The organism is Streptomyces sp. NPDC048612 (assembly GCF_043199295.1).
In the GTDB taxonomy this organism is placed as follows: domain Bacteria; phylum Actinomycetota; class Actinomycetes; order Streptomycetales; family Streptomycetaceae; genus Streptomyces.
This window is the reverse complement of sequence record NZ_JBICVV010000013.1, coordinates 85,192-101,537: the sequence shown is the minus strand read 5'-3', so window position 1 is coordinate 101,537 and position 16,346 is coordinate 85,192. Positions and strand designations below refer to the sequence as shown.

Here is a 16,346-nt window from a genome sequence, read left to right as displayed (position 1 = left end):
GCCCCGTGTGCTTCCGTCCGGGTGGGTACTGTCATAGCGTCGTGGAAGACTTGTTCGTGAGGACGTGACCGCGTGATGGCGGGTGGCGGACACGGGGGGAGGGCGAGCGGATGCCGACATCTCCGGTGCTCCGCCATGACCATCGCTCCTGACCGAGGCCTGGCCGGCGACGAGGAGTTCCGACGTGAGCGACTGGCTCATCTACCGTGGCGCGGGGGCACCGCACGACGGAATTGAGCAACTTCCGCCGCCACCCCCCTGGCGCGATTTCGACGGCGGCCCCCTCGTGGCGCCGCCGGCCGCCCTCGACCCCTCCTCCGAGCGCAGGCTCGGCGTCCAGCACCGGGAGGCCAGCCACCACCGCCCCGGCGAGACCGAGCGGGAGCTGGTCAACGCCGCCCTCTATCTGCGCCGTCCGCTGCTGGTGACCGGCGCGCCGGGCAGCGGCAAGAGCACCCTGGCCCACTCGGTCGCCTATGAACTCGGCCTCGGCCGGGTGCTCGGCTGGCCGGTCGTCAGCCGCAGCACGCTCCGTGACGGTCTCTACGACTACGACGCCATCGGCCGCCTCCAGGACCTCCAGATCGCCCGCGCCGCCCCGGCCGGCGGGGAGGACGGGGTGCCGGCCGGTCCGGACCCCACCGACGAACCCGGCGGCGGCATCGGCCGCTACATCCGCCTGGGCCCGCTGGGCACGGCCCTGCTGCCGGCCGCCCGGCCCCGGGTGCTGCTCGTCGACGAGCTGGACAAGAGCGACATCGACCTGCCCAACGACCTCCTCAATGTGCTGGAGGAAGGGGAGTTCCGGATTCCGGAGCTGGAGCGGCTGGCCGGATCTGCCCCCGAGGTGGAGGTGCTCAGCGACGACGGCACCCGGGTCACGGTCCGCGACGGCCGGGTGCGCTGCCACGCCTTCCCCTTCATCGTCCTCACCAGCAACGGCGAACGGGACTTCCCGGCACCGCTGTTGCGCCGCTGTATCCACCTCCACATCCCGGTGCCCGACAAGGAGCGCCTCGCCGCCATGGTGCGGGCGCACTTCGGCGAGGGCGCCGCCGAGCGCTACGAAGCGGTGATCGACCGCTTCCTGGACCGCGAGCCCGGCGATGTCCGCGCCGTCGACCAGCTCTTCAACGCCATCCACCTGACGCAGCGCGCGGGCTGGACGGACGAGGACGAGGAGGAGACGCGGCGGCGTCTGACGGCGGAGCTGATGCGGCCTCTCGACCGGACGAGGTGAGACCGGTGCCCCCCGGGGAGCCCGGCCCGGGCCCCCTCGACGAACTCGTCGCCCGGCTGACCGCGGCGGGGCTGCCGGCCGACGCCCGCGGGATGGCCGACGCCCTCTGGCTCGCCCAGTGGATCACCCCGGGCGCACCCCGGGCCGAGGGCGCCGCTGACCCCGGTACCGCCCGCACCGACCGTCCGGACCGTACAGATCCGGCCACTTTCCGGGTGGGACCGGCCGTATCCGCCGGACCCGCGGGCGCGGACGGGACGGCAGCGCCCGGCGGCGCGGCCGGGCCGGCGGACGGGGACCCCGCGCCCTCCGCGCTCCAGGACAGCGCCCGGCGCCGGGTCGCGGAGCTGCTGCCCACCCATGACCTGGGGGAGAGCCCCACGAGGTTCCCCGACCCGGACCGGCAGCGCCTGGGCGAGGTCGCGGTCCCGATCGCCTCCGCGTTCCCCGGACTGCTGCCGCTGCAACGCGCCCTGCGGCCCATCCAGCGCTACCGCCCGCCGGTCGCCCCGGTCCCCCGGAAGCTCGACGAGCCCGCCACCGCCGAGCTCTCCGCCCACGCCGAAATGATCATCCCGGTGCTGCGCGGGGTGCACCGCAGGGCGGCCGCGCTGCGGCTCCTGATGGACGGCTCGTCCTCGATGGCCGTCTGGGAGCAGATGCTGCACGACCTGCGCCAGGTCTGCGAACGCGTCGGCGCCTTCCGCGACGTCACGGTGCACTACCTCCATCCGCACGGCCAGGACATCGGGGTCGCGGCGGCCCCGGGGCCCGGCCGCCCGCTGCGCCCCGCCGACCAGCTGCACGACCCGACGGGCCATCACCTCACCCTCGTCGTCAGCGACTGCGCCGGCCCCCTCTGGCGGGACGGCCGGATGCAGCGGCTGCTCTACCGCTGGGCGGCCGACGCCCCGCTCGCCGTCGTCCAGCCGCTGCCGCAGCGGATGTGGGCGCGCACCCTCCTGCCCGCCGTCGCCGGGACCCTCGTCCGCCGCCAGGGCCCCTTCCAGGCCCTCGGCTTCCGGCCGGCCCGGCGCCGCCGTCCCCAGGGCCCGCCGGGCGCCCCGTCCGAGCCACCCCGCGAGCGCGCCGTCCCGGTCCTGTCCGCCACCCCCTCCGCCCTGGGCTCCTGGGCCCGGCTGGCCGCCGCCGACGCCGGTCTCTCGCTGCGCGGCGCGGCCTCCGTCGTCCGCGCCGACCACGGCGCCGGGCTTCCCGCCGGCCCGCCGCCCGCGACCGGGCCCGCCGCCCCGGCCCGTATGGTCCGCGAGTTCGACCAGCAGGCCTCACCGGCCGCCCGGCTGCTCGCCGTCCACCTCTCCGCCGTCCCGCTCGCCCTGCCCGTCATCCAGCTCGTCCAGCGCGCGATGCTGCCCCAGACCGGACCGGCCGAGCTGGCGGAGGTGCTGCTCAGCGGGCTGGTCACACAACTCCCGCCGGACGGGCTGCCGTCGGGGGAGCCGTCCGGGGTGAGCGGCCCCTGGTACGACTTCGCGCCCGGGGTGCGCGACGAACTCCTCGCCCGGCTCAGCGCGGGCGAGGCCGCGCTGGTCCTCAAGCACTGCTCGCTCTACGTCGAGCGCACCTTCGGCCGCAGCGCCCGCAACTTCCCGGCCGTCGCGGTCGCCATGCTCTCCGGCAGCGGACGCGAGCCCGAGACCGGCCGGCGGGCCGTCCCCGAGCCCTTCGCCCGGGTCTCCGAACGCGTGCTGCGCCGCTTCGAACCGGCGCTGCGCCCGCCCGCCCGGCGGCCGTACGCGTCCGACGGGCCCGCCGCGGAGGGCGCGGCCCTCCTGGAGCGCTACGAACAGGACCGCGCGGGCCGCGATCTGATCGAGGCGGTCCGGCTGCTGCGCGCTGCCACCGAACGCCTGCCGGTGGCCGGCACCGACCTCGCCCGCGCGCTGCTGCACGCCTGGGCGACCTGGGGCCAGCCGGACGCCCTGGACGAGGCCGAGCGCGCCGCCCGCGCCGCGGAACGGGCGAGCGCGGGCGAACCTGCCGACGACCGGGAGGGCGCCACGGCGGGCCGGGAGGCCGAGCGCACCCGGGCGCTGATCGTGCTCGGCCGGGTCGGCCACGCCCGCGCCCGGGAGCGCCGGGCGGCCGGCACCCTCGCCGAGGAGCGCGCCGCGCTCGCCGACGCCGCCCGCCATCTGCACACCGCCTGCGGGCTGATGAGCCTGCTGGACCCCCGCGTTCTGGAGAGCATGGTGTTACGCACCGAGGTCCTGCGCCGCCTGGCCGCCCTGCCGGCCGTACCGGACAGCGACGGGGCGGGCGCCCCCGACCCCCTCGACGAGGCGGAGCGCTCCCTCACCACCCTCCTCGACCAGTGGCCCAGCGGGGAGCAGGTGCCGGGCGAGGTGTACGCCGCGCGCGGCGGCGTCCTGCTCGACCAGGCCCGGCGGGCCGCCCGCGGGGACACCGGAGGGCCCCACCCCGCCGAGGCGCTCGCCGTGCGCGCCGCCGACGACCTCGACACCGCCACCGTGCTGCTGCGCCGCCGCGGCGGCACGGCCGACCGGCTGGTCTGCGAGACCCTGCTCGACCTCGCGGCGGCCCGCCGGCTCAACGGCGGCGCCGGCCTGCCGTCCGTACTGCCCACCCTCGAACGGGCCCGTGCACTGGCCCAGGCCCTCGACGACCGGGCCCTGGAGGCGGACAGCCTGCGCCACACGGCCGCCGCGCAGCGCGCCGTCCACACCCGCACCGGCGACCTGGACGCCCTCGACGCCGCCATCGCCGCGCTGGCTGCCGCCCTCCGGCTGACCACCCCCGACTCGCCCGAGCACAGCGCGCTGCTCGCCGAGCGCGGTGCGGCGCTGCTGCTGCGGGCCCGGCTGGAGCCGGCCGAGGAGCCGGGCCGGCGGCTGGCCAACGAGGCGGTGCACGTCCTGCGCGAGGCGCTGGGCCGGGTCGCGCCGCACGACCCCGACCTGGGCAGCCACCGGCTGCTGTTCGGCCGCGCGCTGCGACTGCGCCATGAACGCCGGCCCTCGCTCGCCGATCTGCACGAGGCCGACTGGATTCTGGAGCTGGCCGCCCGCGGCGCTGACGTACCGGACGCGGTCGCCGCCGAGGCCTGGCTGGAAGTGGGCGACGTCCAGCTGCTGCTGGACCGCCGTCTCGACTCCCGTGAGCGCCACGACCGGGCCGCCGCCTGCTACCGGCGGGCCGCCGCGGCCGCCCGCCGGGCCGACAGCGCGCTCCTGGCCGCCCGCGCCCACCACCGCCGCGGCGAGGTCCTGGAGGCCACCGCCGGCCCCCGGCCCGCACTCCACGCCTACCGCGAGAGCTGGGAGCAGTGGCAGCGGGCCGGCGAGGACACCGGCCCCGAGGCCCAGCGCACCCGCGCCCGTATGCGCGCCCTCGAATCCACCGCCTGACCGCCCCGAGCACCCGTCCGGCTGTCTGCCGTCCGCACCGGACCGTGTTTCTGTGGACGGCAGTTCGGGAACACACCCGTCCAGCCGGCCAGAGGAGAGCAGCGTGGCGACTACCCCCCGCACCGAACCGGCGGTGGCCGCCCCGCCGGGGCCGTCGGCCGAGAGGCTGCCGGATTTCGCCGGGGTCGACGTGGGCGTTCTGGCGGCACGGACGGACCATGCGGTGCTGCGCGAGGTGGCGGCGCTGCTGCTGCGCAACTGGCCGGCGGCGGAGGACGCCGTCGCCTACTACGAGGACGGCCCGGAGAAGGTCCTGCACTGACGGTCGGGCACGGACGTTTTTTGGGCAAACGTGCACGGGAACCGGCCAGTTGCCCGGGGAAATTGGTTCCTCGCCCGGGAGCGGAGCCATGTACCAGACAGCGGGCGCCAGTTGGCGGGCCCGTACCTCGACGCAGGCAGACGAGAGCAGGGGGCGACCCGTGGCGGGGGAGAAGACCGGCCCGACCGCTGTCGTGCCCTTCCGGCAGTTCGTGCTCAAGATCCACAGCCGCTGCAACCTCGCCTGCACCTACTGCTACATCTACGCCGGGCCCGACCACAGCTGGCGCACCCGGCCGCCGGCGGTCCCGGCCGCCACCATGCGCCAGACCGCCCTGCGGATCGCCGAACACGCCCGCACCCACCGGCTGCGCGAGGTCCGGATCGATCTGCACGGCGGCGAGCCGCTGCTCACCGGCCCCGGACCGCTGCTGGCCCAGGCCGCCGCCGTCCGCGCCGCGCTGCCCGCCGGCTGCACCGCGGAGTTCGGGGTGCAGACCAATGGCACGCTGCTCACCCCAGACACCCTCGACACCCTCGGCGCCGCGGGGTTCCGGCTCGGCCTCAGCCTGGACGGCGGCAGCCCCGGCCTCAACCGCCGCCGCGTCGACCACGCCGGACGGCCCTCCTGGCCCGCGGTCTCCCGCGCCGTACGCCTGCTCCGCACGCGCCCCGAGGTGTTCGCCGGCATCCTCTGCACCATCGACATCACCGCCGGGCCCGCCGAGGTCTACGAGTCGCTGCGCGCCCTCGACCCCCCGATGGTCGACTTCCTCCTTCCGCACGCCAACTGGTCCAGCCCGCCCCCGGCCACCACGGGGAACGGCCTCCCGGCGGCCCCCGTCGGCCGCACCCCGTACGGCGACTGGCTGTGCACCGTCTTCGACCTGTGGTGGGACGGCGGCCCCGGTCCCCGGGTGCGGGTGTTCACCGAGATCCTCGGCCTCCTCCTGGGCCGCCCCAGCTCCAGCGAGGCGGTCGGGCTCTCCCCGGTCGTCGCCCTGGTCGTGGACACCGACGGCGCCATCGAGCAGGTCGACTCGCTCAAGTCCACCTACGAGGGCGCCGCCGCCACCGGTCTCGACGTCTTCCGCCACAGCTTCGACGAGGCCCTGGCGCACCCCGGCATGGCCGCCCGCCGCAGCGGCCGCGACGGCCTCGGGGCACAGTGCCGCGGCTGCGCCCTGGTCGAGGTGTGCGGCGGCGGCAACTACGCCCACCGCTACCGCGCGGACACCGGCGGCTTCCGCAACCCGTCCGTCTACTGCGCCGACCTGGAGCGCCTGATCCGCCACATCGCGGCCCGCCTGGACGCCGCGGTCGCCCTCAACTGACGGGCACCCGAGATGACCTGACGCACTGTCGTCATATGGAGGGACACTTGGGCTATCGTGCCAAAAAGCCAGGGCGTGCCTGGTGAGACAGCCTCTCCGCGCGCGCACCATCGCATCCCAGGGAGACGGTCGCATGGTCGATCAGGCCCATTTCTCCGGTTCCACCGGTACCGCCGGCTCCACCGAACACATCACCATCAGCTACGCTGGCTTCACCCGGCCCTGGGCCGCCTGGATCGCCCACCAACTGGAGCAGCAGGGCCACGGCACGACCATGCTGCGCTGGGACCCCCGGGCGGACACCGCGCTGGTGGCGGAGCTGTCGGGGCTGCTGGAGGCCGAGGGCCGGCTGCTGATGGTGCTGGACGACTGGTACTTCCGGCTGGGCCCCAAGACGCAGGAGGAGTGGACGGCGGCGCTGCGGGAGGTGGTGCCCGTGCACGCCGACCGCTTCGCCGCGGTGAGCGTGGCCACCCAGAGCCTGCCCGCCACGGCGTCCCTGCTGCGCCCCGCCGACCTGCGCGACCTGGACGCCCAGGAGGCCAACCGCCGGGTGCTGCAACGGCTCGGCATCGGGGGCCCGGGGCGGACCGTCGACGAGGACGAGCCCGGCGCCCCCCGCTTCCCGAACAACCCGCCCGAGGTGTGGAACATCCCGCGCCGCAACAACCGCTTCACCGGCCGCGACCAGGTGCTCGAAGCGCTGCACGGCAAGCTGGCCGGCTCCGGCGCGGGCGCCGGGCCGCCGCTGGAGACCCGGATCGCGCTGTACGGCACCTCCGGCGTCGGCAAGAGCCAGATCGCCGCCGAGTACGCCCACCGCTTCGGCAACGACTACGACGTGGTGTGGTGGATCAGCGCCACCAACCGCGGCGCCGCCCGCGAACAGCTCGCCGACCTCGCCACCCGCCTCGGCCTCCCCGTGGGCCGGGAGCTGGGCGACCGCATCCGCGCCGTCCACGAAGCCCTCCGCATCGGCCGCCCCTACCGCCGCTGGCTGCTGATCTTCGACAGCGCCGACGACATGGAGTCGATCGAGGACCTGGTCCCCGACGGCCGCGGCCATGTCCTGATCACCACCCTCACCCGCGACTGGTCGGGCTCCGGCAGCGCCCAGGAGATCGAGGTGCCGCCCTTCGACCGCGCCGAGAGCGTCGCCTACGCGCGGCGGCGGGCCCCGCGGCTGACGCCGATGGAAGCCGACCTGCTCTCCGACGCGGTCCAGGACCTGCCGCTGCTGCTCGCCCAGACCGCCGCCTGGCTCGACGCCAACCCGATGTCCCCCAAGGAGTACATCGAGCTGATCCGCCGCGGCGAACCCAGCCTCGTCGGCATCCGGATCTCCTCCGACTACCCGATGGCCTTCCAGACCAGCTGGGCCATAACCCTCAACACGCTGCGCGAACGCAGCCCCGCCGCGGTCGAACTCCTCAAGCTGTTCGCGTTCTTCGCCCCGGACACCATCCCCGTCCCGATGCTCGCCCGGGCCCGCCGCGGCGACCTGCCCGAGCACCTCGCGGACCTCGCCGCCGAGCCGATCAGCTGGAACACCGCGCTGCGCCGGCTGACCGAGTCCACCGCCGTACGCCTCGACTACCAGGTCTCCCAGGACGCCGACCCGGCCGTGGAGACCGCGCTGATGCACCGGCTCTACCACCGGTTCCTGCGCAGCGACATGTCCGAGGACGAGCGCGACCTGATGGCGGCGTGCGCCTGCCGGGTGCTGGTCACCGCCGACCCGCAGAACCCCGCCGACACCCGCTACTGGGAGCGCTACGCCGAACTCATCCCGCATCTGGAGCCGGCCGGCGTCCTCGACAGCCCCGAGCCCGCGGTCCAGCAGCTGCTGCTCAACTGCGTGGAGTACCTGCGGGTCCGCGGCGAGTACCGGATGGGCCTGCGGCTGTGCGAACAGTTCATCTCCCGCTGGCGCACCCGCCTCGCCCCCACCCAGCGCACCATGCTCGTGCTCACCCACCAGCACGCCAACATGCTGCGTCGGCTCGGCCGCTACCGCGAGGCCGAGGCCGTCGGCAGCGCCGTCGTCGACCAGCTCGCCGCCGAGCGGGACCCCTCCGACGCCGACCTGCTGCGGGCCCAGGACGGGCTGGCCGGCACGCTGATCGCGCTCGGCTCCTACGAGCAGGCCTACGACCTCTTCGACGCCGTCTGGCGCGCCTACACCGAGCTGCTCGGCCCGGAGGCACCCCGCACCCTCTCCTCCCGGCACAACCTCGGCAGCGTCCTGGCCCTGCTCGGCCGCTACGGGGAAGCCCTGGTCACCCACCGCGAGGTGCTGTCCTTCCGGGAGCGCGAGCTGCGCGCCCGCCACCACCTCACGCTCAACGCGGGCACCGCCCACGCCCGCACCCTGCGCCTGCTCGGCCGCTACCGCGACGCCACCTCCAGCCAGGAGCTCAACGCCCGGCTGCACCTGCAGGTGATGGGCCCGCACACCCCGCAGACCCTGCGCGCCGAGCACAACCTCGCGCTGTGCCTGCGCCGCTCCGGCGAGGTCACCCGCGCCGCCGCCCTGCTGGCCGATCTCGTCGAGCGCTCCCGCCGGGTGCTGGGGCCCCGCCACCCGGAGACGCTGATGGTGCGCGCGGACCACGCCACCTTCCTGCGGGAGCACGGCGACCTCGGGCACGCCCGCGACCTCGCCGAGGAGGTCGCCGAGCGCTACCGCGCCCTGGCCGGCGAACGCCACCCGTACACCGTCGGCACCCTGGGCAACGTCGGGCTGGTCCGCGGGGAGTTCGGGGACCCGGCCGAGGCGCTGGACCTCGCCGAGCGGGCGCTGCGCGGGATGACCGACGCCATGGGCCCCGGTCACCCCTGGACGCTGGGCTGCGCGCTGAACGCCGCCGCCGCCCGCAACCGGGTGGACGACGAGGACGGCGCGGTGGAGCTGGGCCGCACCACCCTGGAACGGGCCAAGGCGGCGCTGGGCGACACCCATCCGCTGACGCTCTCCGCGAAGACGGCGCTGTCCGAGGACCTGCGGGCGCTGCGCCGCGGCCAGGAGGCGGCCAAGCTCGAACAGGAGGCGATCCAGCAGCTCTCCGAGACCCTGGGCGCCGAGCACCCGCACACCCTGTCCGCCCGGCGCCGCCGGCGCCCGTACTGGGACTTCGAACCGCAGCCGGTCTAAGGCCTGTGTCAGAACCGCGGACAGCGGAAGGGCCCGCCCCCACCGGGGACGGGCCCTTCCGCTGTTTCACCACCGGTCACCGGCGGCCCGACGCCTCAGGCGTCGAAGGCCTCCGCGACCAGCTGGGCCTGCTCCGCCTGGTGGCGCTTGGCGGAGCCGACGGCCGGCGACGAGGAGTGCGACCGGGAGATCCGGCGCAGCCGCTCGCCGTGCGGCACATCGGCACCGACGGCCAGGTCGAGGTGGTCGATCAGGTTGAGGCCGAGGAACGGCCACGCACCCTGGTTCGCCGGCTCCTCCTGGGTCCACAGGTACTTCTCGGCGTTCGGGAACTTGGCGATCTCCGCCTGGAGCTCCTTGCCGGGAAGCGGGTAGAGCCGCTCGATGCGGACGATCGCCGTGTCGGTCGCGCCGCGCTTCTCGCGCTCCGCCTCCAGGTCGTAGTAGACCTTGCCGGAGCAGAAGATGACCTTGCGGACGTCCTCGGGCTTGACCGTGGAGTCGCCGATGACGGGGCGGAAGCCGCCCGTCGTGAACTCGTCCGTCCGCGACGCCGCCGCCTTCAGACGCAGCATCGACTTCGGCGTGAAGACGACCAGCGGCTTGTGGTGCGGGTTGTGGACCTGCCAGCGCAGCAGGTGGAAGTAGTTCGACGGCAGGGTCGGCATCGCGACCGTCATGTTGTTCTGCGCGCACAGCTGGAGGAAGCGCTCGATCCGGGCCGAGGAGTGGTCCGGGCCCTGGCCCTCGTAGCCGTGCGGGAGCAGCAGGGTGACGCCGGACGTCTGGCCCCACTTCTGCTCCGCCGAGGAGATGAACTCGTCGACGACGGTCTGGGCGCCGTTGACGAAGTCACCGAACTGCGCCTCCCACATGACCAGCGCCTCCGGGCGGGCCAGGGAGTAGCCGTACTCGAAGCCCATCGCCGCGTACTCGCTGAGCAGCGAGTCGTAGACGTTGAAGCGGGCCTGGTCCTCGGAGAGGTAGAGCAGCGGGGTGTAGTCGTCGCCGGTCTCCCGGTCCACCAGCACCGCGTGCCGCTGGCCGAAGGTGCCGCGGCGGGAGTCCTGGCCGGCGAGCCGGACGGGGGTCCCCTCCATCAGCAGCGAGCCGATGGCGAGGGTCTCGCCGGTGCCCCAGTCGATGGTGTTGTCCTCGATCTGGGCGGCACGGCGCTGCAGCTGGGGCAGCAGACGCGGGTGGACGGTGCGGCCCTCGGGGATGTTGACCTGGGACTCGGCGATCCGCTTGACGACCTCCTGGGAGATCGCGGTGTCGACGTGGACCGGGAACTCCGCCTTGGGCTGCGGCACCTCGGGGGCCACCGGGGCCGTCGTGGCGTCCCGGACCTCCGTGAAGACCTTCTCCAGCTGGCCCTGGAAGTCCTGGAGCGCCTGCTCGGCCTCCTCCAGCGTGATGTCGCCGCGACCGATCAGGGACTCGGTGTAGAGCTTGCGCACCGAGCGCTTCTTGTCGATCAGGTCGTACATCAGCGGCTGGGTGAAGCCCGGGTTGTCGGTCTCGTTGTGACCGCGGCGCCGGTAGCAGATCAGGTCGATCACGACGTCCTTGTTGAACGCCTGGCGGAACTCGAAGGCCAGACGGGCAACGCGGACGACGGCCTCGGGGTCGTCGCCGTTGACGTGGAAGATCGGCGCCTCGATCATGCGGGCCACGTCGGTGGCGTACATGGACGAGCGCGACGACTCCGGCGCTGCGGTGAAGCCGACCTGGTTGTTGATGACCACGTGCACCGTGCCGCCGGTGCGGTAGCCGCGCAGCTGGGACATGTTCAGCGTCTCCGCGACCACACCCTGGCCGGCGAACGCCGCGTCACCGTGCAGCTGGATCGGCAGGACGGTGAAGTCCGTACCGCCCTTGTTGATGATGTCCTGCTTGGCGCGGGCGACACCCTCGACGACCGGGTCCACGGCCTCCAGGTGGGAGGGGTTGGCGGTGAGCGAGACCTTGATCTGCTCGCCGTCCAGACCGGTGAAGATGCCCTCGGCGCCCAGGTGGTACTTCACGTCGCCGGAGCCGTGCATCGACTTCGGGTCGAGGTTGCCCTCGAACTCCCGGAAGATCTGCGCGTAGGACTTGCCGACGATGTTCGCCAGGACGTTCAGACGGCCGCGGTGGGCCATGCCGATGACGGCCTCGTCCAGGCGCGACTCGGCCGCGGCGTCGATGACCGCGTCCAGCAGCGGGATGACGGACTCGCCGCCCTCCAGCGAGAAGCGCTTCTGGCCGACGTACTTGGTCTGCAGGAACGTCTCGAACGCCTCGGCGGAGTTCAGCCGGCGCAGGATGCGCAGCTGCTCCTCGCGCTCGGGCGACTTGTGCGAGCGCTCGACCCGGTCCTGAATCCACTTGCGCTGCTGCGGGTCCTGGATGTGCATGAACTCGATGCCGGTGGTGCGGCAGTACGAGTCACGCAGCACGCCCAGGATGTCGCGCAGCTTCATCATGGACTTGCCGGAGAAGCCGCCGACCGCGAACTCGCGCTCCAGGTCCCACAGGGTGAGCCCGTGCTCGGTGATGTCGAGGTCGGGGTGCTTGCGCTGGTGGTACTCCAGCGGGTCGGTGTCGGCCATGACGTGGCCGCGGACCCGGTAGGAGTGGATCAGCTCGAAGACCCGCGCGGCCTTGGTGACGTCGTCGTCGTGCGAGACGTCGATGTCGCGCAGCCAGCGGACCGGCTCGTACGGAATCCGCAGCGACTTGAAGATGTCGTCGAAGAAGCCGTTCTCGCCGAGCAGCAGCTGGCTCATGATCCGCAGGAACTCGCCGGAGGCGGCGCCCTGGATCACCCGGTGGTCATAGGTGCTGGTCAGCGTCATGACCTTGGAGACACCCAGCTTGTTCAGGGCGTCCTGCGAGGTGCCCTGGAACTCCGCGGGGTAGTCCATCGCGCCGACGCCCATGATCATGGACTGGCCGGGCATTAGGCGCGGCACGGAGTGGACGGTGCCGATGCCGCCCGGGTTGGTCAGCGACGCGGTGACTCCGGTGAAGTCGTCCATCGTCAGCTTGTTGTCGCGGGCCCGGCGGACGATGTCCTCGTAGGCCTGCCAGAACTCGAAGAAGGTCAGCGTCTCGGCCTTCTTGATGGCGGCGACGACGAGCTGGCGGTCACCGTTCGGCTTCACCAGGTCGATGGCCAGACCGAGGTTGACGTGCTCGGGCTTGACCAGCGTCGGCTTGCCGTCCTTCTCCGCGAAGGAGTAGTTCATCGACGGCATGGCCTTGAGGGCCTGCACCATCGCGTACCCGATGAGGTGGGTGAAGGAGACCTTCCCGCCACGGGCGCGCTTCAGGTGGTTGTTGATCACGATGCGGTTGTCGAAGAGCAGCTTCACCGGGACCGCACGGACGGACGTGGCCGTCGGCAGCTCCAGGGAGGCGTTCATGTTCTTCGCGACGGCGGCCGAGGGGCCGCGCAGCGTGACCAGCTCGGGGCCGGCGCCCGCGTCGGCGGCCGGCTTCGCGGCGGGCTTCGCCGGCTCGGCCTTCGCCGGGGCAGCCTTCGCCGGGGCGGCGGCCTTGGCCGGCTCGGCCTTCGCCGGTGCCGGAGCGCTCGCGGCGGGCTTCGCCGGGGTGGCCGGCGCAGCGGCAGCAGGCTTCGGCTCGGCCGCGGGCGCGGACGACTGCGCCGGGGCGGCGGGGGAGCCCTCCGCCGCCTGGCCCGGCGCGGTGGCGCCGCCCGGCTTGTAGTCGGCGAAGAAGTCCCACCAGGCTCGGTCTACCGAGTTCGGGTCCTGGAGGTACTGCTGGTAGATCTCGTCGACGAGCCACTCATTGGGACCGAACGCGGCAGCAGGGTTCTTTCCCTGCCCCTCTTGGTCGGTCGAGATGCTCGAGCTGTTGGGGGACTGTAGCGACACGGCGGCAACCGCCCTCTTCCGCTTCCTAAGGTGGTGGACAGCGGGAATAAAGGCTACGCCTGTTGTGACCCTTGGTGCAGGCCGGGAGGGGCACTCGTCGCGTACGTCACATTCCCGGTCGGGTTTCAGGGCATGACTGGGCGGGAAACACCCGAAGTTTGCCTCGGTGCGGGTAGGAGTGATCGCCACCACACCGGCGGAGGACGTGCTTCCACCACCGACCCTACGTCAGCGGCCGTCAGCCCCGATCTGATTCCAGCCCCGGAAGGGTGACCCGGATGCGGCAGCCGCGGGGCGACTCGGCGACGCCGATGCGCCCGCCGTGCAGGTCCACTGCCCAGCGCGCGATCGCCAGGCCCAGGCCGGTGCCGCCGTCGGTGCCGGGGCCCGAGGCGGCCGGGCCGCCGCGGTTGAACCGCTCGAAGACCCGGTAGCGCTCCGCCTCGGGGATGCCGGGACCCTCGTCCTGCACCTCCAGCACCAGGCTCTGCGGCCCCTCGCCGCGCCGGGCGTGCACCGTGACCCGGCCGTGCCGGGGGCTGTGCTTGATCGCGTTGTCGATGAGGTTGGCGACGACCTGGTGCAGCCGCTCGGCGTCCGCGTGCGCGGTCAGCTCCGGCGGCGAGACGTCGAGGTGGAGATGGACGTCCGTACGGGTATGGGTGCCGGAGCCGGCCAGCGTGGCGGCGCCCCGGCTCATATTGGCCTCCTTGAGCACCCCGGACAGATACGGCCAGACCTCGAAGCGGCGGGAGTGCAGCGGCACCACCCCGTTGTCCAGCCGGGACAGGTCGAGGAGGTGCTCGACCAGGCGGCCCAGCCGCTCGGTCTGCTTCAGCGCCGTGCGCATCGTCTCCGGGTCCGGCTCGCAGACGCCGTCCACGACGTTCTCCAGCACGGCGCGGAGCGCGGCGATGGGGGTGCGCAGCTCGTGCGAGACATTGGCGACCAGTTCCTTGCGGTGGGTGTCCACCGCTTCCAGGTCGGCCGCCATCCGGTTGAAGGCGTTCGCCAGGTCACCGAACTCGTCACGGCGCCCGGAGCGGACCCGGCGCCGGTAGTTGCCGTGCGCCATCGACCGGGTGACATCCGTCATCTCGTCGAGCGGGGCGGTCAGGCTGTTGGCCACGAACTGGGTGATCAGCAGCGAGGCGATGATCGAGAAGATCGTGATCACCCGCAGCTCGGTCGCGGAGTGCATCGCCACGAACACGAGCAGCGTCGTGATGATCACCGAGACGCTGACCAGCGCCCCGAGCGCGGCCTTCACCGAGCGGTACGGGTCCAGGGGGCGCAGGCCCTCCCAGATCCGCTGCCACAGCGCGTTCAGCGGGGAGTGGGGCCACCGCCTCATGCGGGCGGGGTCTCCAGCGCGTAGCCGACGCCGTGCACCGTGCGGATGCGCTCGGCGCCGATCTTGCGCCGCAGCGCCTTGATGTGGCTGTCGACCGTCCGGGTCCCGGAGGCGTCCGCCCAGTCCCACACCTCGGCCAGCAGCTGCTCACGGGAGAGCACCGCGCGCGGGGTGTTCGCCAGGCAGACCAGCAGGTCGAACTCGGTGGGCGTCAGATGGACGTCCGCGCTCCGCACCCGTACCCGGCGCTGGGCGTGGTCGATCTCCAGCTCGCCCAGCCGGAGGATGCCGCTGCGCGGGGTGTGCGCGGCCAGCGAGGCCCGCTCGACCCGGCGCAGCAGGACATGCACCCGGGCGGCCAGCTCCCGCATCGAGAACGGCTTGGTCATGTAGTCGTCGGCGCCGACACCGAGGCCCACCAGCATGTCGGTCTCGTCGTCCCGGGCGGTGAGCATCATCACCGGCACCGGGCGCTGGGCCTGCACCCGGCGGCACACCTCCAGGCCGTCGAAGCCCGGCAGCATCACGTCGAGGACCAGCAGATCGGGCTGCCAGGCCTCGGCGGTGTCCACGGCGGCCGGGCCGTCGGTGGCCGTCTGTACCTGGAAACCCTCCGCGCGCAGCCGGGCCGCGATGGCCTCGACAATCGTCGGGTCGTCCTCCACGACCAGGACCCGGCGCTGGGCTCCCGGCGTGGCCGCGGCGGCGCCGCCCTGCGTTGTCTGAGTCTGGTCCATCGCCCGCCCCTGCATGTCCCGCGTGGTCGCGTCTTGCTGGGCAGCAGCGTACGGGCATGGCGCGACTGTCGGCTACGCGCCCTTCCGCGCGAGATGGACCACGTCAGGGACGCCTCGGACAACGGGGATCTCTTCCGTATGTACCCCGCTGAATCCGGCATTTCGTAGCGCCTCCTCGAAGGCCGGCGAGGGCTGCGCGGACCAGACGGCGAGCACTCCGCCGGGGGTCAGGCGGTCGCGGCAGGCGGCGAGCCCGTCGGGGGAGTAGAGGCTGTCGTTGTCCTCGGTGACGGTCCAGTCGGGGCCGTTGTCGATGTCCAGGCACAGGGCGTCGTAGGTGTCCCGGTCCGCCTCCGCGCGCAGGTGGGCGATCAGGTCGGTGTGCAGGATCTCGGTGCGCCGGTCGGCCAGCGCCTCCGCCGAGACGGCCGACAGCGGGCCGGTGCGGTGCCAGTCGATGACCGCCTCCTCACGCTCGGCGACGACGATCCGGCCCCAGCGCGGCTGCCCGGCCGCACGGGCCAGGGAGAAGCCCACGCCGAGGCCGCCGATGAGGACGCAGGGGTGGGTGCGGCCGGCCGGCAGGGCGTCCAGCGCGGCGTCGACCAGCAGCCGCTCGGACCGGCCGTCGGAGGTGTCCATCAGGAAGCAGCCGTTGGCGATGATCTCGTAGATCGCCTCTGCCGCGGGGGCGCCGGCGCCGTCGGTCCCGGGTGCCGCGGGGGGCCCGCCCCGCCGCCGCAGCACCACCTCGCCGTACGGACCCTCGCGGCGGTCGAGCGTGCGCGGGGCCTCGGGGGCGCCGGCCGTTACCTGGAGCGGTGTCACGGGAGCCATGGCGCCATGGTGGCCAATGCGGCCTGCGCCGGTCCAACCCTTTGGGGCGCATCCGGCACCGGCCACCCGGACGTGCGGCCCCCGCCGAGGGTTGCC

The 16,346-nt window shown here is 73.5% G+C and carries 9 protein-coding genes; 5 read left to right on the top strand and 4 right to left on the bottom strand.

The window, feature by feature from the left end:
* The first annotated feature begins 184 nt into the window (after window positions 1-184).
* The 5 genes from ACGFN2_RS21045 to fxsT all read left to right on the top strand — a co-directional run bounded on the left by ACGFN2_RS21045 (window position 185) and on the right by fxsT (window position 9,438).
* Entirely contained in the window at window positions 185-1,240 is a 1,056-nt protein-coding gene (locus ACGFN2_RS21045; RefSeq protein WP_362604609.1) for a MoxR family ATPase, read from the top strand.
* Window positions 1,241-1,245: 5 nt separating this feature from the next.
* Window positions 1,246-4,629: an SAV_2336 N-terminal domain-related protein gene (locus ACGFN2_RS21040; RefSeq protein WP_393362560.1), complete on the top strand. Its 3,384-nt coding sequence runs from the start codon at window positions 1,246-1,248 to the stop codon at window positions 4,627-4,629.
* Between the two features lie 103 nt (window positions 4,630-4,732).
* Window positions 4,733-4,951: a YxD-tail cyclophane-containing RiPP peptide gene (locus ACGFN2_RS21035; RefSeq protein ID WP_362604605.1), complete on the top strand. Its 219-nt coding sequence runs from the start codon at window positions 4,733-4,735 to the stop codon at window positions 4,949-4,951.
* 160 nt (window positions 4,952-5,111) lie between these two features.
* Window positions 5,112-6,284 (top strand): FxsB family cyclophane-forming radical SAM/SPASM peptide maturase, encoded by a 1,173-nt coding sequence (locus tag ACGFN2_RS21030; protein WP_393362735.1) that lies wholly within the window; start codon window positions 5,112-5,114, stop codon window positions 6,282-6,284.
* 133 nt (window positions 6,285-6,417) lie between these two features.
* Window positions 6,418-9,438: an FxSxx-COOH system tetratricopeptide repeat protein gene (gene fxsT, locus ACGFN2_RS21025; RefSeq protein ID WP_393362557.1), complete on the top strand. Its 3,021-nt coding sequence runs from the start codon at window positions 6,418-6,420 to the stop codon at window positions 9,436-9,438.
* A gap of 95 nt (window positions 9,439-9,533) precedes the next feature.
* Here fxsT and ACGFN2_RS21020 read toward each other — a convergent pair whose 3' ends face one another.
* The 4 genes from ACGFN2_RS21020 to ACGFN2_RS21005 form a co-directional block, all read right to left on the bottom strand.
* Window positions 9,534-13,322, bottom strand: coding sequence for a multifunctional oxoglutarate decarboxylase/oxoglutarate dehydrogenase thiamine pyrophosphate-binding subunit/dihydrolipoyllysine-residue succinyltransferase subunit (locus ACGFN2_RS21020; RefSeq protein ID WP_362604601.1), 3,789 nt, complete (start codon window positions 13,320-13,322; stop codon window positions 9,534-9,536).
* Between the two features lie 238 nt (window positions 13,323-13,560).
* Window positions 13,561-14,676: an ATP-binding protein gene (locus ACGFN2_RS21015; RefSeq protein ID WP_362604599.1), complete on the bottom strand. Its 1,116-nt coding sequence runs from the start codon at window positions 14,674-14,676 to the stop codon at window positions 13,561-13,563.
* Window positions 14,673-15,413 carry a response regulator transcription factor gene (locus tag ACGFN2_RS21010; RefSeq protein WP_362604597.1) on the bottom strand — a complete coding sequence of 247 codons (741 nt, stop codon included), beginning with the start codon at window positions 15,411-15,413 and terminating at the stop codon, window positions 14,673-14,675. Before ACGFN2_RS21010 ends, ACGFN2_RS21015 begins: the two co-directional genes overlap by 4 nt.
* Before the next feature lie 72 nt (window positions 15,414-15,485).
* Window positions 15,486-16,250, bottom strand: coding sequence for a spermidine synthase (locus ACGFN2_RS21005; protein ID WP_393362552.1), 765 nt, complete (start codon window positions 16,248-16,250; stop codon window positions 15,486-15,488).
* Window positions 16,251-16,346 lie beyond the last annotated feature (96 nt).